We start from the raw sequence: 19,974 nt of genomic DNA, 5'->3' as shown, positions 1-19,974 counted from the left end.
CGAGTTATTTGCTATAAGTCACTTTATCTGGCAGTGCCTGCTTCAGGAGCTCCAGGTTCAGTTTGTTATCGAGATCGAAATCGTGTTCGATGATCCCGTTATCCACCATATATTGCTTCTGCCCTGCCAGACTGTCATAAGCTGCCTGGGTAAATCCAACTTCCCATGGATTGATTGGCAGATCCTTCAATGTGGCCTCCTTAGGCTGCTTGGTTTCCTTATACATCAGGTCTGAAACCTCTTCAGGATGTGCCTGGGCATACACGGAGGCTTCATTCAGCGCCGCGAGAAAACCACTCACCGTTTCAGGGTTCCCCTGGATGAATTCATTGCTTGCTACGAGCCCCATCCCAAGACGTACAGGGGTTTGGGACATATCGGTGAGCTGATGCACGCCTTCAAGCGCATCGAATTTATCAGTCAAGGCGGAACCAATGACCCAGGTTGCATCTAGATCACCCTGCTTTAGTGCAATGTAGGCTTCGTCAAATGCTCCCTGACCCACCTGGGTTACATCAGTTAGTTCCAGTCCCTGGTCCTTCAAATATTCATCCCACAGATAAGGAATAAACGTACCGCGGATGAAACTTACTTTTTTACCTTTCAGATCGGCTCCACTCTGTATATCATTCTTGGCATACAACTTCCACGCAGCTGCCGCTTCATTCGTAGCCTGACCTGCGGAAGCAATGACAGAGTAATCCCCTTTTGCCAAAGCATTCAATACAGGAAAGTCAGCTCCGTACGCAATATCCACCTGCTTGATAAACAGTGCATTTACACCTTCCGCTGGCGAACCAAACGTAATGCTCTCTGCATCAATGCCGTGGTTTGCAAAGAAACCTTTGGCAATGGCTACCCTGAATGTTGGGTTCGTACTTGTATCTGCGATCCGGACTTTCACTTTTTGGGCCTCTGTGCCGGAGGCACCCTTTGCTTCGGATACCGATTCGTTTGCAGAACATCCCGATAATATCAATAACATGGATAAGAGCATTAATAACGCACCAGTTAAGGTGGATGGTTTTCTCACAATATGCACCCCATTCGTTCTAATCATTGTTCATCGCTCTTCGCCACCTTACTTGCCTTCATCTGACGTTGCCACACAGGCTGCACCTTCAACAAACGGCAGTGTTATCTCAACACTTACAACGGATGAAGAACCTTTGGGTGCTGCTCCCGGCACTCTGTAGTCGGAAACATCAATGGCTTCAATAGCAACCTCTTGCGGCTTCTCCAGCTGTGGTACCCAGTGATAAGGCACGCGATACGAACGATAGACCATATTGGTGTTCCGTCCATCCTTATAAGGGGATACATATTCCCACACTAGCTCATACTCGGATGTAACCTCGAACAGTCTGCCATTGGAACCTTCCGTAATTAGCGTGTTTCCATTAGGCAAGCGCTGAGCGGAGCTGATATACGGACTATAAAATTTATAGGAATCTGTCGGAACGGAAAATCCGGCTTCTGCGGATGTATATTGCCAAACGATCTCCAGGGTCACCGGATTGATCTCCAGTACGCGTGAATGATCGCGAACGGCGTGTTTCAAGCCGTATGGAGAAGCCGGATTGGGCAGGCCATAACCGGCCCAGCCGCCATTGTCGAATACCAGCAGATTCCCCTCTCCAGGCAAACCTTTGGGAATGATATGTGCATGGTGCTGTCCAATAATGGTGCCAATATGCTTCACTTCAGGCAAAGAGTAATCCGGCCCTAGTCTCCATACGATCTTTCCACTCTGTCTGTCGGTTATTGCGATAATATTTGCTTCTCTGGCATCCCAGATAATATTGTCGGGATGGAACCGCTCGTCTCCATTTTCATAGAAATGGTTTGGACCAACATAAGAAGCTGAATTAATATGTAGCCAATCCCCCACCCCACCACCGAGATGTCCAAATGAGCGTGTGTTCGGGTCACGGAACAGAACATTACGGGCGGCCTCATCGAATCCAAGTTCCTCAAAGTGCTCGTTCGGCAGCCATTCCCATAATACATTGCCCTCCCAATCCACTTCTATAATCGCATCATCGAGCAAAGGCTTATCCGAAATGGACGGGTTGTTCACATTTTTATGAGCAAGAATCAAAGTCTTCCCGCTCTGTGTCTTTGGTGCAAGCCCGGGGGCGTAATATCCGACAGGATTGCCTTCACGCTGGAAATCATGGTGCTGACGTGCGTACCACAATGGTTCATATCCTGGATCTTCAATGTGTTCGTAGCTGTTGTATTTCCATACAATATTGCCTTCCCAATCCACCTGAACCAAATCGACGTTGTCCTGGATACCAAACTTCGGATCTCTTCGCCCCGTGCTTCCCAATACGAAGCCACCGGGGAAAACTTTGGCCGGAAAGCCCAGCAGCCCCTTCCACAGGTGAACCTCCTTACCATTCATATCAATCAGTACAACACCTTCCTCGCCTGCCTGATAGACGGTATAACCGCCCCAAGCCTTATCAGGGTTATATACGGTTGCCCCGGTTGGATAAATTGTTGAATGCCCCATTGATCATCTCTCCCTTGGATTGTTTGTTTTCACATTGGATCAAACGTTAATAACTGAGATAATTGCTCTTTCCGGTATTCTCCCTCTGCTTCTGTTCAGGGTCACTTTTGATGGACGGATCGTGGTCCTGCTTCCCGTTGTTCTCTGCCAATTCCAGCAGCGTATTCGAGAACCCCTCCAGATTCGCTATTACCCGCTCATAAAATTGGCTTTGCTGCTCCAGTTCCTCCGTCGTAAAGCCCTCAAACAGAAGCGTGATACATCGAGCACCGATATTACTGTTCCGTGCAAACATCTCCCGCCCACTAGCAGTAATGTCGAGCAAAACCGTCCGACGGTCATCTTCCTTGCGTCTGCGGATCGTAAGTCCCTTTTTCTCCAACTTGTCTGTTAAAGCTGTGATGGCACCTGAAGTGAAATCCAGTTGTTCGGCCAAATCCCCCAACCGCTGTTCCCCTTCACGAATGATTTTGTGCAGGATGAGCATACCCGGTAAACTGACCCCCTCTACCGATATGCGATCTCGTTCTTTCACGAATCGTCTGACCATTTTACGAAACAACCAATCTGTCTTCTCCAACGCTTCCCAGTCGTTATTGCTCATTTCATCCTCCTGTCTAACTGAAACGACAGCAAATACGAAAAAAGGCTCCCGTGGACATTCCATAGTGGAGTAGTCCCGGGAGCCTTTGGTGGTCCAATCAGCTCGCTTCAGTTCAAATTATTTCACTGTTCATTTAATTAGTGTTAAAATAATTGAGTTCATCATATAACCCACTAACCCAACCTGTCAAGTGTGAAATTAAATTTGTTTTTTCGTAGCCAGATGTCCCTCATATTTATATAACTTATCCGGTTTTAAGTTTCACTTCAGCTTTCCCGGTTACACTATCCTCAGAGCGTTACATCAAACCAGCTACGATTCAGTTCGTACTTAACCATAGAAATGAGGATAACACATATGAATATGAAGCGCGTAATCATTGTCGGAACAATGATTGTTACCATGTCCTTCGCCGGAACAGCCTGGGGCAGATCAGCGATATCCCCAATACCTTTGACGAAATGGTCCATCGTTAACATCGATACCAAAGACGAGAGCGGAGATGAGTTGCTGAGTGCTCTGAATCAACAGTCGGAAGATGACTTGGTTCAGGATCTGTGCGCGGGTAAATCGCTGAGGATGATTGCAGATGAAAATGATGGTGATTTTAACGAGGTTGTCGCATTGCAAATAAGGCAGCTCAGGGAGCAATTAGATCAACGACTCGCAAGTGGAAGTATTAGCGCGGAGCAACACGCAGTGCAAAGCAGTGAACTGGAGGAGTTGGTCACGGAGAGTGCCAATACAGCCTACAACTTGGCGTAAATGAAAAGTCTCCCATGTGCTATGGCAGAGAATGAGGGCATGGCAAAAAGGAGCGTCGAAGCGCCCCTTTTATCTGTTTCATATTTGCTCTAAGTAAGCAGATTGATGATGCATGATACTTACTGAACTGCTGCTGCAATCGTGCATTTACCCAAAGGTTCTCCGTCCCAGGCCAGTTCAAGCACATCTCCTGCTGCCGTTGGTCCAACCCCTTCTGGTGTACCTGTAAAGATGACATCTCCAGGTCCCAGGCCGTAATGATGACCTACATAATCCACAATGTCCTGTAGACTGAAGATCATGTTACGAATATTGCCACGTTGGACCTCGGCACCGTTCTTGGTGAGTGTAAAGTCTTTCTCAAGAAGAGCCTGGGCCCCCGGAAATGGCTGGAATGCAGTAACCGGAGCCGAGTTCTTGAACCCTTTGGCCGCTGTCCACGGATGGCCCTTTTTTTTAATAACCGTCTGTACGTCACGTAATGTAAAATCAATGCCAAACGCATACGCGTCAACCAATTCATCCACTGCCATACCCGGCTCATAACTCCGCCCGATTTGAACGACCAGTTCAGCCTCATAATGAACTTCGCCCTTTGTCGCAGGCAATTGCAGCGTTTCACTATTCAAGGCCACAACCGCATGGGAAGGCTTCATAAAGATCATCGGTTCATCCGGAACCGCGTTACCCAATTCTTCTGCATGAAGTTTATAATTTCGTCCTACACAGTATACATTTCGAATGTTTGTCAGCATGGGTTTACGACCACCTTTATCGGATTCATTAGCGTATATGGATCATGTTCATCTTTTTATTATATAAGTACATATCATATTTTCGCTATTCAAAAAATTGGAGTTTATGGTCTGAAAAATCGGCTGCTCGTTTCCTGAAAAGCCTGTTCCCACACATCAGGCCGGTTTGTACATAACATCAGCTCCGGATCAATCGCCGCAAGCCGCTTCATGATGATTTTGTCGTCCACTGTCCAAGCCATTACCTGAATGCCTTCCATACGCATCTCACGCATCAGCGATTTGTCCACATTGGTGTACCCGATGGAAAGAAAACTGCAATTCATCTGCCGCAGCACTGCTGCCAGATCCCCTGGCCGTGCATCAATAATCAAACCTGTTTTGAACTCAGGGGCCAGTTTCTTCACTTCAACCAGAGCCGCAGGTTCAAACGAAGTGATGACCACATCATGCTGCATATGTCTCTTCCTCACCTCATGAATAACCGCTGCCGGCAGACCGGGATACATATTACCTTGCGTTTTCAGTTCGATATTCAATCTCACTTTGCCACAGGTGCGGTCCAACACTTCACTAAGCGCAGGAACACGTTCCCCTTTATAGGCTTTTCCTTTCCATGATCCCGCATCCAGCTGCTGTATATCTGCCCAGTCCTTTTCTCGTACGAAGCCTTCACCGTTCGTGGTCCGATTTAACGTAAAATCATGAATAACAACCGGCACACCATCACGTGATAACTGTACATCCAGTTCCATCCACTGAACCTCTGGCTGTTCCATGGCAAGCAGAAATGCAGCCATCGTATTTTCTGGTGCAATGGACGAAAATCCACGGTGCGCTACACAAAGGTTGTTCATTCCATCCCCTCCTCAAAAAAATGCATCTTAATTTGGCGATGCGAATCCGTTCGCATCAAAACGAATACCTGGCGAGAGCTGGGCCATCTGCTCCAGTAGCAATTTGTTGGCTTGATCCACCATCGGAATGGCCTGACCCAACCCCGCTTCATAAGGGATAACCTTCATGCTGCATTTGGCATCCTTACTACAACTCGCCTGAAAAACCGCTGTTTTCCACGTTTCCTCTGTCGTTGATTTCGAGAAAATAAAGTTGCCTGTACTATATGCAATCCATTTGCCTTTGTAGTACTCTACCCCTTGCAAGACATGGGGATGCCCACCTATGACCAGATCGGCTCCGGCATCTACAAATTCATGAGACAGTCGAGTCTGATCATTATTTGGAGTGCTGACCCTTTCCTCTCCCCAATGTGCAACAACGATAACCAGATCAGCTTTTTCACGGGCTTCCTGAATCGCCTTTACTGCACCTGTAGAATCGTAAGCTTCGGCAACACCGGCCCGATTCCCTTCCGCTTTCCAGCTTGTTTCAGGTACAACCCGGCTGAATCCAAGCAGTGCAATCTTCATGCCTTTGCGTTCCAGATATGCAGGTGCATAAGCCTCATCCCTGTTCATACCGGCTCCTGTGTGCGCTATACCATATTGCTCAAGGTAAGTTAACGTATCGACCAAACCTTCTACACCTTGATCCAAAATATGATTATTGGCCAGATTTACAGCATCAAATCCTGCTGAAGCCATTGCTTCGAGCGCCTTTGGCGAAGACTTGTATACATAGGTTTTGTCTGCAGCACCAGTTCCACCAAGGGTTACGGGAGTTTCAAGGTTTCCAATGGTCAGATCATCTTCCTTGAACAAGTTGCCAAGCTTTGCAAAGGGGTAGTCATAACCGTTCTTCTCCAACAATTCAGCCACTTTGCCGGAAAACTGAATATCCCCAACAAAGTTAATGGTTACATCCTTCGCCGAATGAGATGGCTGTGTCGCCCCAGTTCCGGCACCTTCGCTTCCCTTTGAGCCGGAAGAAGCGGGAGTATCCGTCGGTTTTTTCGTTCCCGTATCTGTCTTTCCATTTACCTTGGAGTCTGTAGCATCAGGCTTTTTCTCACCCGACGTACCGCCGGAATTTTCAGTTACCTGTTTATCAGAATCCTCCGATTCTTCATCCGGGGTATTACTTGCCTCCGAATCCGTGTCAGGTGAATTCACCTGATCACCGCCCTGAGGGCCCTCTTCATTCACAGGTTCCTGATTCACAGCCGTTTCTGTCACCGCCGGGTCTATTTGCTGCTCCTGCATGCCTACTGCGTAATAGATGCCGACGAGTCCAATTGCAGCAATCAATACCAGATTAATGATCCAAATCCGGCGTTTTCGGGCACGTTTCACTTTTTTCTTTTGTACACTTCGTTTTGATCTTGGGGGATACATAGGCAGCTCCTCTTCTTTACAGCAATCCTTATCATATTATATCAGGCATATTCTGGATTTCCATCATTCCTTGGAACTGCAAATATTGAAAGAGTTCAGACCTCTCCCCTTTTCGCTTTATGGTGCAAAAAAGGCCGTCTCCCTGTAGAAAAAATCTACGTTCGAGACAGCCAAATACGTTAATTACTTTGCAGCAATCAATTGCGTAGCTTGAACTGACATTTCCTTCGCCTGTTTGATACAGTCAGGCAAGCCTACCCCTTCATAACCAGCGCCGGCAATGTATACCCCCGGCAATTTGCTGCCAAGTTGTTCGCGCAGTGCTGCAATCTGCTGCAGATGACCTACCGGATACTGTGGCATGGATTTGCGGAGCCGAGTAATTTCCGAGAAGATCGGAACGGCCTCAACGCCCATTGTTTCACGCAAGTCCTTGAGTACCAGATCTGTTAGTGCATCATCCGGGAGCTCCACATTCTGTTCGTCTCCGGAACGGCCAACATAACAGCGAAGCAGTACTTTGTCATCTGGGCTGGTGTGCAGCCACTTGGTTGATGTCCAAGTACATGCTGTAATATTTCGACCTTCCTTACGCGGAACGAGGAAACCAGACCCATCAAATACATGTTCGATATCCTTTTTCTCAAAAGCCAGCACCACATTCGCTACCGATACGTAATTGATTGCATCCAGAGCCGCTGTATCCACATGTGGTTGCAGCAGTTCAGATGCAACATACGTAGGCACGGTAATGACTACATCATCTGCTTCAAGACGTTCTCCGTTATCCAGTTGAATGCTATACTTGGCCGCATCTCCAGTCTGAACCTCCAGAGATTTCACGGAAGTGTTCAGCCGTTGATCCACGTCCTGCAACTCATGTACAAGCGCATGAACCAGGCTCTGCAAGCCCTGACGGAAGTTCAGAAAAGCACTTTTCTTCGTTCCCGTATGGGTCTCTGTCGGTTTGCGGCCCGTCATCATTCCTCGGATCAAACTACCATAATCCCGCTCCACTTCACCGAATTGCGGAAAGGTTGCCTGAAGACTCAATCGCCGCATATCACCTGCATAGATGCCTGCGAGCAACGGTTCAGTCAGGTTTTCCAGCACTTCCGCTCCAAGGCGGCGCTCAATCATATAACCAAGCGATTCATCCTCTGTTGTACGACGGGGAGGGATGACAAAATCCATTAATGCGCGCAGCTTGCCTGCCGGAGATACAAGACCACTTCTCAGAAAAGGTCTCAACTCCGTCGGAATACCGAGAATGAGTCCTGCCGGCATAGGATGCAGCTTGCCACGCTGCATGATGTACGTTTTTTTGGATTCCGGATTTTGGCTGACCAGTTCATGGTCAATTTCCAGCTCTTTAGCCAAATCAATCATCGCCGTTTTGCGGGCAAGGAAAGAATCTGGTCCCTTCTCAATGACGAACCCATCCCGGTGCAGCGTTTCAATCATGCCACCCATGGAAGAACTCTTCTCAACCAAGGTGATGACAGGTTCAACCCCTGCTTCCCGGTAATGCTTCCGAATATAAAATGCCGCGCTTAGGCCGGTCAGACCTCCGCCGACAACAACGACACGACGTTTATGGTCTTCCATTACTCATCCGTTCCTTGCTGCCACTTGCTAATAATGACGTCACTTAACGTTTCCATGTAAAGTGGGTCACTATTGAGAGAATCGATACGCATAAGGCGCATGTCGATCTCTTTGGCAATCGCTTTAGCTTCAATATCAAGATCATAGAGTACTTCCAGATGGTCCGATACGAATCCAATCGGTGCTACAAGCACATCTTCCACCTGTTCACGAGCAAGATCCTGAAGTGTGTCCAGAATATCAGGGCCCAGCCACGGCTCCGCCGTCCGCCCCGCACTTTGCCACGTGAACTGCCAGTTCGTAATTCCTAAACGGGAAGCAATGACTTCCGAAGTCTCCAGCAGTTGCTGCGGATATGGATCACCGATATCTACAATTCGCGCAGGCAGACTGTGTGCACTGAACAGCACTCGTACATCCCCGCGCTTGGCCCCCGCTTCCTCGAAAGCATCCAATTTGGCGCTAACACGTGTGGAGAGAGCCTGAATCAATTTCGGATGCAGATGATAACTCTCAATGAATGACATCTGGATACCGAGTTCTTCCGCTTTCTCACGAGCACGCTTGATGTAGCTCCCTACACTCATCGTGGAGAAATGTGGTGCCAGTACGATGCCTATTGCAGTCTGAATTCCATCCTTCGCCATCTGTTCCACGCCATCCTCAATGAACGGATACGCATGCTTCAACCCTTGATAACAACGGAATTCAACCTCATTGGAACGGTCATCCTTGTTTAACGTCTCCTGGAGGGCCTTAACCTGATTATCCGTGTTTTCTCGAAGAGGGAATACACCCCCAACGATCGCTTCATAACGGTCGGTTAATTCCTTCAGTTGTTCCGGTTCAGGCGGACGTCCTCTCCGGATATGTGTGTAGTACGCTTCGATACTTTCCATATTCTCAGGTGTGCCATACGACATCACCAGTACACCTACCGTATTAGTCATTAGTAACCGTCACCCCAGTCTTCAATGCTTCAGCGGAATATTCATGAATATACGCCGTGAGTTCTCTTAATTTATCCAAAGACGCTTCAGGAAATAGTCCGTGCCCCAGATTGAAAATATACCCTGGCTCCTTGATACCTTCGTCAATAATCAATTTGGCATGCTGCTTGATCAGATCCATCGGTGCAGTCAGCACATAAGGGTCCAAGTTACCTTGCACAGCAAATTTTCCGCCCAGTCGTTTACGTCCCTCGGAGATCGATACTCTCCAATCCAGCCCAATCACATCAGCTTGCAGATCATGCAGGGTTGGCAGCAATTCACCAGAAGCCACACCCGGGAAATAAATTTTCGGTACATTCAAATCCGATAATTCGGTAAAGATACGAGTAATCGTCGGCAACACATACGTTCTAAAGTCGTTTGGCGAAAGTGCGCCCACCCAGCTGTCGAACAGTTGGAATGCCTTGCCGCCGTTCGCAATGTGAGCACGGACATATGTAATCACCATATCGCCCAGTTTTTGCATCAATTTATGCCACACTTCCGGTTCACTGTACATCATCGTTTTGGTCCGTATGTACCCTTTGGAAGGTCGGCCTTCAATCAAATAGCTGGCAATGGTAAACGGTGCACCGGCAAACGTAATCAGGGGTACATCCAGTTCCTTGTCCAGAATTCGAATCGTCTCCAGAATATGAGACAGATCTCCTTCAACATCAATGGGACGCAAACGATCCACATCTGCCGCCGTGCGGATTGGATTGTCTATAACAGGTCCAATATTTTTAACAATATCAAAATCTATACCGAGGGAAGCAACCGGATTCATAATATCGGAATACAAAATAGCCGCATCCACACCGAGTTTACGTACCGGCATGAGTGTAACTTCAGCTGCTAGCTCAGGTTGACGGCAAATTTCGAGCAAAGAATACTTTTCCTTAATCTTGCGATATTCGGGATCATAACGCCCAGCCTGACGCATGTACCACACGGGAACACGGTCCACCTGCTGTTTGAAACTGGCCTGAATCAGACGATCATTATAGCTCATGTAAGAAGCCTCCAATAGTTTTTGGACTCATAAATAACATTATGCCCTTTTTAAAGAGCGGTAACAACCACGTGTCGATCTGTTCCGATGACAATACTATGACATTCCTTACATCCCCTCATCTATATGCAAATTATGTTATAATGAAAGAATCGTGTTTTTTTGAAACGTTGCAGAAACGATCGGAAAGGAAGTGAAAGCACTTTGAAAACGTGGAAAGTAAACCTCATTGTGCTTTGGTTTGGACAATTTCTGGTCAACTCGGGCATGACCATGATTACCCCGTTTTTGTCCCTTTATCTCGCCAGGGATCTTGGCGTGGTTGGTGAGCATGAAATTGGCATATGGGCGGGATTTATATTTGCTGCCAACTTCCTCACCTCATTTTTGTTCCAGCCCTTGTGGGGCAAATTGTCTGACAAGTACGGACGGAAAATTATGTTGCTGCGTTCCGGATTCGGGATGGCGATTGTTATTGCCTTGATGGGTTTTGCACAGAACCCATGGCAGCTCCTTTTATTACGACTGCTCAACGGTACGATCTCCGGATTCAACCCGGCAGCAGTTGCATTGATCTCGGGTACAACGCCGAAGGATCGCATGGGTTTTGCCATGGGCATCAGCCAATCCGGCCAAGTGGCCGGTACGATTCTAGGTCCGCTGATCGGCGGTTTGCTTGCTGATGCAGTGGGCTTCCGCCCTATCTTCTATATTACTGGCGGACTGATCTTTGCGGCTTCCATGCTCGCCATGTTCCTGGTCAGAGAGAAGTTTGACCGCAAGGAAGCGGCCAAACTGCCGGAACAATCCGTATTGTCCGGTCTGAAGGAACTGAACAAGTCTCCCCAGTTACCTGCGCTATTCGCTGTAACATTCCTATTGCAATTTGCCATGATCAGCCCGATGTCACTCTTGCCGCTGTATGTACAGAAGTTACACGGTTCGGATGTCAACGTCGCCTTCTGGGCAGGGCTTGTCGGTGCAGTCACGGGACTATCTAACATGGCCATGTCCCCGATACTCGGGAAACTCAGTGACAGGGTAGGTTCACACAAGGTACTTACCTTCTCTCTCATAGGAACAGGGCTCATGCTTATACCTCAAGCTTTCGTGCAGACGGTATGGCAGCTCATCATCGTCCGTTTCATGATGGGTGTGTTCATGGGCGGCCTGCTTCCGAGTGTCAACGCGCTCATTCGCTCCTATACGCCAGATAGCATGATTAGTCGGGCCTTCAGCTTTAATACGAGTACACTCGCGCTCGGTAACATGCTTGGAGCCGTAATCGGTGGCTTTATGGCCGGGTTCATTGGCATCGAAGGACTGTTCATCGTCTCTGGTGGGCTGCTGCTGCTCAACATGGTGTGGGTAAGACTCAAGCTGTACAAAAAGCCCCCTCTGATCAGAGAATCCTGACGCTTGGATTCAATGTTATTTGTTCTTATAAAAAGCCGCTTTCAGCGCCTATTAGGCATGAAAGCGGCTTTTGGCATTCATTTGTTCAAACCTTAAAATTGATTCATTGAGTCATTAAGTCAGATGGCTTGTGAATTGAATCGGGTATTCTTTAACTCCAAATACAAAAGCACTTTGAATCGGCTGCAGAACGGTTTCCGGCACAAGCTGAATGTCTTCCATTTGCCGAAGCATCGTCTGAAGTACAACCCTCGCCTCAAGTCGTGCAAGCGGCGCACCGAGACAGAAATGAATACCAAAACCAAAACCCATATGTCTGTTCGGCTTGCGGTCGGGCACGAACTTCTCTGCCTGATCGAATTGAGCGCTATCCCGGTTGGCCGATCCTACCCAGGATATCACCTGTTCCCCCGCCTGAATCGTTTGTCCGTTCAATTCTACGTTTTCTTTGGCAATACGCCCTATAGCCACAATTGGCGGATAATAACGCAACGTTTCCTCTACCGCAGTGGGGATAAGTTCAGGATGTTCTCGCAGCTGCTGTTGAAGCTCAGGCTGCTCTAACAGAATACGAACGGCATTGGTAATCAGATTGGTTGTGGTTTCATTACCGGCAGCAAGTAACAAGATGCAAAATCCGACCACTTCCTCTGCCGTTAGCTTCTCCCCTTCAATCTCTGCAGCAAGCAGTATAGAGATCAGATCATCCTCTGGTCGCTGACGTCTTTCTTCCATTATGGCCGTGAAGTAGCTCGCCAACTCCTGCTGGTTCCGTTTCTTTTCTTCCATCAATTCCTGGAAAGCTTCGTCACTGTCATCCCGCGCCCCCTTCACGAGTGCATCAGACCAGTCTTTGAACTTCTGGCGATCCGTTGCAGGGACTCCAATCAATTCGGCGATCACGATAACTGGAAGTGGAGTAGCAAGATCATCGATAAGACGCATACGGCCTTCTGAAAAATGCGGACTTAATAATTCATCAGCGATTTCCTGAATACGCGGAGCTAACGCTTCGATCGCTCTAGGTGTGAACGCCTGATTAACCAGATCCCGTAGTTGTTTGTGCTTCGGCGGATCTGTAGTAAGCATGCTGGCGTTTGCGCGATCACGTTCAGAAGAGAACAGTTTAGGATTTTTTAACACATATTGCACATCTTCATAACGGAAAACATCCCAGCATTCTCGATGGTTGTCATAGCGGACTGGAGTATTGTCACGAAGTTCAGCGTACACCTGGAAGGGAAATAATTGCTGCTCCACCGCCTCCAGCTCCCGGATCGGAATGTAATTGGCATACTTTCTGGGTGCTCGGTTCATCGTTTCTCCTCCAATCATTAATATATATTTATTTACATATTTAAATCACCATATATTATAGACTCAACACTGCGGGCATACAAATATTTGGCAATAATTGAGCCTCTTTTCCTAGAACGTATTACAAAAATCGTCAAGACTTGCTAACTAATACCCCCGCTATTCGTTTTGGATAAGATCACTTCAGCTATGGACGATACTGCAACACTTCCCCAAAGTTTCCTTCTAAATCTATCAGGTCAAAAGACTCAAATGTAATAAAATATGACACAAAAGTTTATTTATTATGATTTCATATTCCTCATTCTCTTTTTTACCTTCTCATATTTATCCATAAAACCTCATAAATACGCTATATACTCTACATTTCTATCAATGTAACCGATTACTCTATCTATATCTACAATTGTCATATTATTTAACATGAAATACAATCAATTTGAATTCATATACATATCATCCTCAACAAACATCACACGAAACTAACCTGAAGGAGAGTGCTATTCATGAAAAAAACTTCAAATCTTCGTCCTTGGGCTGTATGGAGCACAGCCGCTTTGACAGCTCTGACCATTTCCCTGTCCCCCATCGGGACCTATGCGGCTCAGGCGGCTACGGTAGAAGTGAGCGGTACAACTAGTGCGGTTCAGGCCGCATCATCCACTCCGGCTCGCAATACGACCATCCCTGCTCTATCAGATTCGTTCAAACAATCCGCTCTGCCTAATGTTCTGGTCATTGGAACGGGTGGTACGATTGCAGGTCAATCCGAGGATGCAACCAGCTTCCAGAACTATAAAGCTGGCACACTCCCGATTGGAGAAATGGTCGACGCCTTACCGGACAAACAGAAGATTGCAGATGTTAGCACACTCCAATTCGGAAATTCAGGTTCAGGTTCTTATACCATGGCTGATCTCTATGACTTATCTCAAACCGTAGACAAGGCTCTGGCTCAGTATGACAGCGTTGTAGTTACCACCGGTACAGATACCATGGAGGAAATCGCCTACTTCCTTGACATGACCGTACAAAGTGATAAACCCGTCATCATTACAGGGTCCATGCGCCCTTGGACAGTTATCGGCTCAGATGCACAAGCCAATCTGTACAACGCCATCAAGCTCGCAGGCAGCGGGCGCACCACTTCATTTGGGACCGTGCTAATGTTGAACGATACCATTCAATTGGCACGCGGCGTGACCAAAACGAATGATTATCGAACAGACACGTTCGAAACTCCGATGCTTGGTGCAGTAGGTTACATTGATGAAGAAAACATTCGAATTTACCGTGCTCCTGCACGTGCCTTGAAGCCTGAAGGTACATTGAAACCGGCATTCGACCTGAGCAAAATCACGAAGGCAGATCTCGCCAAGGTGGAAATTGCGATTTCCTATCAGGAAGCTGGCGGCGAAGCTATTGAAGGATTTGTGAAGGGCGGCGCCAAGGGGATCGTAACGTCCGGTACCGGAGCTGGCGGTATCTCCAGAGCGATGGGACAAGCACGTACCAAAGCGGTCGAGGATGGCGTAATCTTCGTAACGACCACTCGGACAGGTTCAGGCAGTGTATATGGCGGTGGGAAAGGCGTTATTGCCGGTGACAACCTTAGTCCTCAGCAAGCACGCATTTTGTTGATGCTCGGCCTGTCCTTTAGCGACGATTTTGACACGATCCAAAAATGGTTCGAGACTTACGGAACGCCGGAAGTTTAATAAGGCTCTCATCACTTCACTCCAATAAGCAGAAAGAGACGATAATACTCTGAGATTCAGGAGTGTTATCGTCTCTTTCTTTTCGAATTGAATGCGCATTCCATCCGTTTTAACGGATCTGCATCTTTTCTTACTTCACCCAGGCCAGAGCCAGACCATCATAATCCGGCAGCATCGTTGTTACGAGGCGCGGGTCACTGGCCATCTGCTCGTTGAAGCGTCGAACCGCGAGGACAGCCGGACCCTGCTTGTCTGAATTCAGCGTACGGCCGCGCAGGAAACAGTTATCTCCCACAATGACCGCCCCGGGCCGCGCGAGCTTAATGGCGTAATCGAGGTATACGGGATAATTCTCCTTGTCTGCATCAATGAAGAAGAAATCGAAGGTACGTCCTTCCTGTGCCAGCTGCTCCAGACTGTCAGCTGCGGGGCCAATTCGATATTCGACTTTATCCCCAAAGCCTGCTTCCTCCAGATGACCACGAGCCATCGCTGCGTATTGCTCTTTTAGTTCAAGCGAAGTCAGGGTCCCCCCGTCACTTAAACCGCGAGCAAGACAAATTCCGCTGTATCCGCCCAGCACGCCAATTTCGAGTACAGCCTCCGCTTTCGATGTCTTCGCGAGAAAAGTGAGCAAACGGCCATAAGCCGCTGCAACCGAAACTTCCGGCATGCCGTTCGATCGGATGGCTTCTTTTACCTTTAACAAGAGATCATCCTCTTGAAATAATTGATTTACATATTCGTCAGGGGTCAGATTCACCGCTAAAATCCTCCTTGGACACTTGGACTGCTTTCCATATGGATGCCAATGTTCTATAATAAATGTTTGTTGTCAAACACAGGCGGTTGAACTGCTGCATCGGCTCGAAAGATGAGTGCATTAGCTCACCGCATTTCTCATTGTAAGTTTTTTCACGGAAAGCGGCAAGGCCGCACCGTCACTATACAGCTGAGAGAAGGATATTCCTTCCCCAGCTTGAAATGGAGTTGAAATGAATCACATGGCTCAATTGCAATTGATTGCGACCTCGGCGATGGGACTCGAGGCTGTTGTCGCCCGGGAACTGAAGCAACTGGGGTATGAGGATGTTACGATCGACAATGGCCGGGTTTTCTTCACTGGAGATTATATTGATATTTGCCGGTGTAATCTGTGGCTGAGAAGTTCCGACCGGGTGTTGGTCAAAATGGGTGAATTCCCGGCGACAACTTTCGATGAATTATTTGAAGGTACCAAAGCATTACCTTGGGAGGAATGGATTCCAGCCGATGGCGAATTTCCGGTTGAAGGTCGCTCCCAAAAATCTCAGTTGAGCAGTGTGCCTGCATCACAAGGGATCGTGAAGAAAGCAATCGTAGAGAAACTGAAGCTGACTTATGACACGGAGTGGTTCCCAGAGGATGGGTCTCGTTATGTGATTGAGGTCATTCTGCTGAACGATCGCGCCCTGCTTACTTTAGATACGACGGGACCAGGTCTGCATAAACGGGGTTATCGTAAACTCGTAACCGAAGCACCACTCAAAGAAACGCTTGCTGCGGCACTTATTCAGCTCAGCCGCTGGAATGTTTCCCGTCCATTCTATGATCCATGTTGCGGTTCAGGCACCATGCTGATTGAAGCCGCCATGATCGGCTGGAACATTGCACCTGGACTTCGTCGAACCTTCAACTCCGAGAACTGGGCTGTCATTCCTGAAGAATTGTGGGAACAGGCGCGCGAAGAAGCATTTGACGCGGTTCGCGACGATATTCCATTGCAAATTTCGGGCAGCGACATCGATCCGGAAGCTATTGAAGTAGCACAGGCAGCAATCAAGAGTGCCGGCTTCGCCAAAGATATTGAAGTCAGCGTCCTGCCCGCTCATCGTGCAAGACCACAGGGCGAATATGGTGTCATTATTACCAACCCTCCATATGGTGAACGTTTGAGTGAAGAGAAAGAAGTGCAGAAGCTGCTACGTTCTTTAGGGCGCAGTTACCTCGATTTACCGACATGGTCCTTTTTTGCCATCACGTCGACCAAATCTTTCGAGGAAGACTTTGGACACAAGGCAGACAAGCGCCGTAAGTTGTTCAATGGACGCATTGAAACCCAATATTATCAGTATTTGGGCCCACTGCCTCCACGTAATAAAACACCACAACAATAATAATATTGGAATGATCAAGCGCTCCTGCCGTTCACGGCTGGGGCGTTTTTTTGTATGTATTTCGGGAGACTTATGGATGATCTTGTTAACATTGCTTCCGCATGAAGATTTTCTCCCCTGGGCATAGTTGAAAAGCCATGACACCACGCTATAATGGATAAAGTCCTATTTTACATTCCGTTAACAAAACCATTCATCAGGGAGGAGACATATATGTTTGTCACTAAGCCAACACGCAGCCTTACGCCGCGTGGGCTTCTGAATCATCCACTTACGTTATATCTTATTTTTCTTGTACTCATGCTGCTCAAATTAATGTGGCTCCACCACAATCTGCACGCTTACAACATTACGATGGGTCTTCTGGACAAAGTGATTGCCATCGGTTCGCTGCTGCTTCTGTCCTTCTGGACCTGGTGGCTGCCTCGCCGGGGCATGATTATATCACTCGTTATACTCAATCTGCTGCTCACTGCACTGATCTATGCGGATATGGTTTATTATCGCTACTTTCAGGATTTCCTAACAATCCCTGTGCTGATGCAAGCCAGACAGGTTGACGCTTTGGGAGACAGTATTGCTACGCTTATTTACGCCAGTGATCTGTGGTTCTTCGTCGATTGGCTGGTGATTATCCCATACGCAGCGATCCTGCTGTTCAGCAAACGTAACCGTCGTGGACGTTCCAGCGCATATTCGAACGGGTTGAACTCCTACTCGTCAAATTCAGGCAAATCAAGTGTGCGTCGTCGACTCACCGCAGGCAGCATTGCTCTGGTATTGGGTCTGGGGCTCGCGGTTGGTCCGATATATTTTTATAGTAAAACCTGGGCAAAAGGGTTGTTCGATAACAACTGGTGGAACGTATCCATGTACAATGTTACCGGACTTCTTGCTTTTCATGGCTATGATCTGTACAACTATGCCAAAGACCAGCTCGGCTCTGGACCGGAGGTCGATCCTGCCGATCTCGAACAGGCGGAAGCTTATTTCGCCAGCAGACAGCAGGCTGATCCACTGAAGGATGAGATGTTTGGCAAGTACAAAGACAGCAATGTGATCATTGTCCAAGGTGAAGCCTTCATGAATTTCATGATTGGTCAGAGCATTGGCGGACAGGAAATTACGCCTCATTTTAACGAGCTGATGAAGGAAAGCCAGTACTACAGTCACTTTTATCACCAGACAGGTCAGGGGCGAACATCGGATGCTGACTTTGGGGCCAATATTTCATTGCATCCACTGTCGGTTGGATCAGCGTTTGTCCGTTACGCAGACCACAGTTATGATTCTCTGCCTTCTATCTTGAAGGATCATGGTTATAGTACGAATGTATTTCATGCCTATGAGAGCGGATTTTGGAATCGTTATACGATGTATCAGAATATGAAGTATGACAAGTTTTACAGTAAAAATGATTTTGAACAGGATGACCCGCTTGGCTGGTCGCTGTCGGATGAGTCCTTTTTCCGCCAATCGGTTGAAAAAATGAGCAGTGAGGTTACAGAGCCCTTCTACTCATTCCTCATTACGCTCAGCAGTCATCATCCATACGCGTTACCCCAAGATAAACAGCAGCTGGATGTGGGTGAATTCAAAGGAACGATGTTTGGCAACTATCTGCAATCCGTTCATTACGTGGATTCTGCGCTCGGTAACATGGTGGAAGACCTGAAAAATCGGGGATTATGGGACAAAACGATCTTCATGTTCTATGGGGATCACGATAATTCCATTAAGGAGCAGCCACAATACGAGAAATTTCTCGGACGTTCACTAACTGATCTGGATATGGAGCAGATTATGAACGAAGTGCCTTTGCTGGTGCATCTGCCTGACGGAGCCGCAGCGGGAACGATTGACGAGCCTGCCGGACAACTGGATGTTACACCTTCAGTACTGCATCTGCTCGGTATTTCAGATCAATCCTACTACCACATGGGCAACGATGTGTACGACGGTTCCTCCCGTATGGTGGTATTGCGCAGTGGTGCATTTACAGATGGCTCCCTGTTCTATATCCCTTCGGATGATTACATCTATGACAGCGGCTCCTGTTACGATCTGTCTACTGGTACCAAAACGGATATTAATGCTTGCCGATCTGGTCATGATGAAGCAACAAAGCGACTGCATGTGTCAGATACGGTTAATACGTTTGACCTGATCTCGCGTTTTCGCGAGGAGCAAGCGCCTGCGTCCGAATCCTAACAGATATGGAACGGTAGCTGACGGAACTGTATAATTCATTTTTCAAAGTTAACCCGATACTACAATGAAATGGAGCTAATGCATGACCATGACGTCACATCCTAACCAATTCAATATCGAACAAAAGCTGTTCGAAGAAGCTGCAAACTTTGTCAAACATCGCTACCCTCAAGGGTGGGGCGGCGCAGCTGCTGTTTATACCGAAGCTGGATCGCTGTTAATCAGCGTAGCTCCAGAAGTGATTAACGACGCCACGCACTTATGTATGGAAACAGGAGCCTATCTAGAAGCACACAAATTAAACGAGCGGGTCACCCACTCGATCTGTGTAGCACGGGACGATGAGCACACAGAATTCAAGGTCCTCACCCCTTGTGGTGTGTGCCAGGAACGATTGTTTTTCTGGGGAGAAGACGTGAAGGCTGCCGTGTACGATCCGGATGGAGCTTTAATTTACAAACGATTGGACGAAATTCAGCCTTATCATTGGACCAAAGCATACCGGGATAAGTAAGAAGTTAAATTATAAGTGTTGAGGCTGCAATCCATTGCATGCTTCGGCACTTCTTTTTTCGAGGCTGGTAATAACCACAACCTTGCGA

At 47.7% G+C, this 19,974-nt stretch carries 17 protein-coding genes; 6 read left to right on the top strand and 11 right to left on the bottom strand.

Annotated features, from left to right (window positions below):
- Positions 1 to 4 precede the first annotated feature (4 nt).
- The 3 genes from BLV50_RS00290 to BLV50_RS00280 are packed head-to-tail and all read right to left on the bottom strand — an operon-like array spanning position 5 to position 3,125.
- Positions 5 to 1,060, bottom strand: a complete 1,056-nt coding sequence (locus BLV50_RS00290) for an ABC transporter substrate-binding protein (protein WP_090805104.1) — start codon at positions 1,058 to 1,060, stop codon at positions 5 to 7.
- Between the two features lie 21 nt (positions 1,061 to 1,081).
- Complete coding sequence (locus tag BLV50_RS00285) at positions 1,082 to 2,521, bottom strand: aryl-sulfate sulfotransferase (protein ID WP_090805100.1); 1,440 nt, start codon at positions 2,519 to 2,521, stop codon at positions 1,082 to 1,084.
- Positions 2,522 to 2,567: 46 nt separating this feature from the next.
- The gene (locus BLV50_RS00280) at positions 2,568 to 3,125 is read right to left on the bottom strand and encodes a MarR family winged helix-turn-helix transcriptional regulator (protein WP_090805096.1); all 558 of its coding nucleotides are present in this window, start codon (positions 3,123 to 3,125) and stop codon (positions 2,568 to 2,570) included.
- Between the two features lie 357 nt (positions 3,126 to 3,482).
- Here BLV50_RS00280 and BLV50_RS00275 point away from each other — a divergent pair, with 357 nt between their 5' ends.
- On the top strand, positions 3,483 to 3,890 hold the full coding sequence (locus BLV50_RS00275; protein WP_090805092.1) for a hypothetical protein: 408 nt from the start codon (positions 3,483 to 3,485) through the stop codon (positions 3,888 to 3,890).
- A 119-nt stretch (positions 3,891 to 4,009) separates the two neighbouring features.
- Here BLV50_RS00275 and BLV50_RS00270 read toward each other — a convergent pair whose 3' ends face one another.
- From BLV50_RS00270 to hemE, 6 genes are all read right to left on the bottom strand, one after another.
- On the bottom strand, positions 4,010 to 4,645 hold the full coding sequence (locus tag BLV50_RS00270) for a fumarylacetoacetate hydrolase family protein (RefSeq protein ID WP_090805088.1): 636 nt from the start codon (positions 4,643 to 4,645) through the stop codon (positions 4,010 to 4,012).
- Between the two features lie 104 nt (positions 4,646 to 4,749).
- A complete protein-coding gene (locus tag BLV50_RS00265) occupies positions 4,750 to 5,502 on the bottom strand; it encodes a glycerophosphodiester phosphodiesterase (RefSeq protein WP_090805083.1) in 753 nt (250 codons plus the stop codon).
- A gap of 27 nt (positions 5,503 to 5,529) precedes the next feature.
- On the bottom strand, positions 5,530 to 6,939 hold the full coding sequence (locus tag BLV50_RS00260; protein ID WP_079694860.1) for a CapA family protein: 1,410 nt from the start codon (positions 6,937 to 6,939) through the stop codon (positions 5,530 to 5,532).
- Positions 6,940 to 7,122: 183 nt separating this feature from the next.
- On the bottom strand, positions 7,123 to 8,547 hold the full coding sequence (gene hemY, locus BLV50_RS00255) for a protoporphyrinogen oxidase (RefSeq protein ID WP_063564889.1): 1,425 nt from the start codon (positions 8,545 to 8,547) through the stop codon (positions 7,123 to 7,125).
- A complete protein-coding gene (hemH, locus tag BLV50_RS00250) occupies positions 8,547 to 9,497 on the bottom strand; it encodes a ferrochelatase (RefSeq protein WP_063564890.1) in 951 nt (316 codons plus the stop codon). Before hemH ends, hemY begins: the two co-directional genes overlap by 1 nt.
- Positions 9,490 to 10,554: a uroporphyrinogen decarboxylase gene (gene hemE / locus BLV50_RS00245; RefSeq protein WP_063564891.1), complete on the bottom strand. Its 1,065-nt coding sequence runs from the start codon at positions 10,552 to 10,554 to the stop codon at positions 9,490 to 9,492. Before hemE ends, hemH begins: the two co-directional genes overlap by 8 nt.
- 204 nt (positions 10,555 to 10,758) lie before the next feature.
- Here hemE and BLV50_RS00240 point away from each other — a divergent pair, with 204 nt between their 5' ends.
- Positions 10,759 to 11,970: an MFS transporter gene (locus BLV50_RS00240; protein ID WP_063564892.1), complete on the top strand. Its 1,212-nt coding sequence runs from the start codon at positions 10,759 to 10,761 to the stop codon at positions 11,968 to 11,970.
- Positions 11,971 to 12,084: 114 nt separating this feature from the next.
- On the opposite strand, the gene BLV50_RS00235 is transcribed toward BLV50_RS00240, so the two are convergent.
- On the bottom strand, positions 12,085 to 13,287 hold the full coding sequence (locus tag BLV50_RS00235) for a cytochrome P450 (RefSeq protein ID WP_090805079.1): 1,203 nt from the start codon (positions 13,285 to 13,287) through the stop codon (positions 12,085 to 12,087).
- A gap of 506 nt (positions 13,288 to 13,793) precedes the next feature.
- Here BLV50_RS00235 and BLV50_RS00230 point away from each other — a divergent pair.
- Positions 13,794 to 15,005, top strand: coding sequence for an asparaginase (locus tag BLV50_RS00230; RefSeq protein WP_063564894.1), 1,212 nt, complete (start codon positions 13,794 to 13,796; stop codon positions 15,003 to 15,005).
- Between the two features lie 130 nt (positions 15,006 to 15,135).
- On the opposite strand, the gene BLV50_RS00225 is transcribed toward BLV50_RS00230, so the two are convergent.
- The gene (locus BLV50_RS00225) at positions 15,136 to 15,768 is read right to left on the bottom strand and encodes an O-methyltransferase (protein WP_063564895.1); all 633 of its coding nucleotides are present in this window, start codon (positions 15,766 to 15,768) and stop codon (positions 15,136 to 15,138) included.
- Between the two features lie 241 nt (positions 15,769 to 16,009).
- Here BLV50_RS00225 and BLV50_RS00220 point away from each other — a divergent pair, with 241 nt between their 5' ends.
- From BLV50_RS00220 to BLV50_RS00210, 3 genes are all read left to right on the top strand, one after another.
- Positions 16,010 to 17,161 carry a THUMP domain-containing class I SAM-dependent RNA methyltransferase gene (locus BLV50_RS00220; protein ID WP_063564896.1) on the top strand — a complete coding sequence of 384 codons (1,152 nt, stop codon included), beginning with the start codon at positions 16,010 to 16,012 and terminating at the stop codon, positions 17,159 to 17,161.
- A gap of 213 nt (positions 17,162 to 17,374) precedes the next feature.
- Complete coding sequence (locus BLV50_RS00215) at positions 17,375 to 19,372, top strand: LTA synthase family protein (RefSeq protein ID WP_063564897.1); 1,998 nt, start codon at positions 17,375 to 17,377, stop codon at positions 19,370 to 19,372.
- A gap of 88 nt (positions 19,373 to 19,460) precedes the next feature.
- Complete coding sequence (locus BLV50_RS00210) at positions 19,461 to 19,886, top strand: cytidine deaminase (protein ID WP_090807407.1); 426 nt, start codon at positions 19,461 to 19,463, stop codon at positions 19,884 to 19,886.
- Positions 19,887 to 19,974 lie beyond the last annotated feature (88 nt).

The sequence above is a fragment of the Paenibacillus sp. 276b genome (assembly GCF_900107875.1).
In the GTDB taxonomy this organism is placed as follows: domain Bacteria; phylum Bacillota; class Bacilli; order Paenibacillales; family Paenibacillaceae; genus Paenibacillus; species Paenibacillus marchantiae.
Note: the sequence above shows the minus strand (reverse complement) of the source record. Positions and strands in the feature narration are given on the sequence as shown.

Coding starts and splice junctions, on each gene's coding strand:
- BLV50_RS00290 (WP_090805104.1), bottom strand. CDS start 1,060: ATGATTAGAACGAATGGGGTGCATATTGTGAGAAAACCATCCACCTTA.
- BLV50_RS00285 (WP_090805100.1), bottom strand. CDS start 2,521: ATGGGGCATTCAACAATTTATCCAACCGGGGCAACCGTATATAACCCT.
- BLV50_RS00280 (WP_090805096.1), bottom strand. CDS start 3,125: ATGAGCAATAACGACTGGGAAGCGTTGGAGAAGACAGATTGGTTGTTT.
- BLV50_RS00275 (WP_090805092.1), top strand. CDS start 3,483: ATGAATATGAAGCGCGTAATCATTGTCGGAACAATGATTGTTACCATG.
- BLV50_RS00270 (WP_090805088.1), bottom strand. CDS start 4,645: ATGCTGACAAACATTCGAAATGTATACTGTGTAGGACGAAATTATAAA.
- BLV50_RS00265 (WP_090805083.1), bottom strand. CDS start 5,502: ATGAACAACCTTTGTGTAGCGCACCGTGGATTTTCGTCCATTGCACCA.
- BLV50_RS00260 (WP_079694860.1), bottom strand. CDS start 6,939: ATGTATCCCCCAAGATCAAAACGAAGTGTACAAAAGAAAAAAGTGAAA.
- hemY (WP_063564889.1), bottom strand. CDS start 8,547: ATGGAAGACCATAAACGTCGTGTCGTTGTTGTCGGCGGAGGTCTGACC.
- hemH (WP_063564890.1), bottom strand. CDS start 9,497: ATGACTAATACGGTAGGTGTACTGGTGATGTCGTATGGCACACCTGAG.
- hemE (WP_063564891.1), bottom strand. CDS start 10,554: ATGAGCTATAATGATCGTCTGATTCAGGCCAGTTTCAAACAGCAGGTG.
- BLV50_RS00235 (WP_090805079.1), bottom strand. CDS start 13,287: ATGAACCGAGCACCCAGAAAGTATGCCAATTACATTCCGATCCGGGAG.
- BLV50_RS00230 (WP_063564894.1), top strand. CDS start 13,794: ATGAAAAAAACTTCAAATCTTCGTCCTTGGGCTGTATGGAGCACAGCC.
- BLV50_RS00220 (WP_063564896.1), top strand. CDS start 16,010: ATGGCTCAATTGCAATTGATTGCGACCTCGGCGATGGGACTCGAGGCT.
- BLV50_RS00215 (WP_063564897.1), top strand. CDS start 17,375: ATGTTTGTCACTAAGCCAACACGCAGCCTTACGCCGCGTGGGCTTCTG.
- BLV50_RS00210 (WP_090807407.1), top strand. CDS start 19,461: ATGACGTCACATCCTAACCAATTCAATATCGAACAAAAGCTGTTCGAA.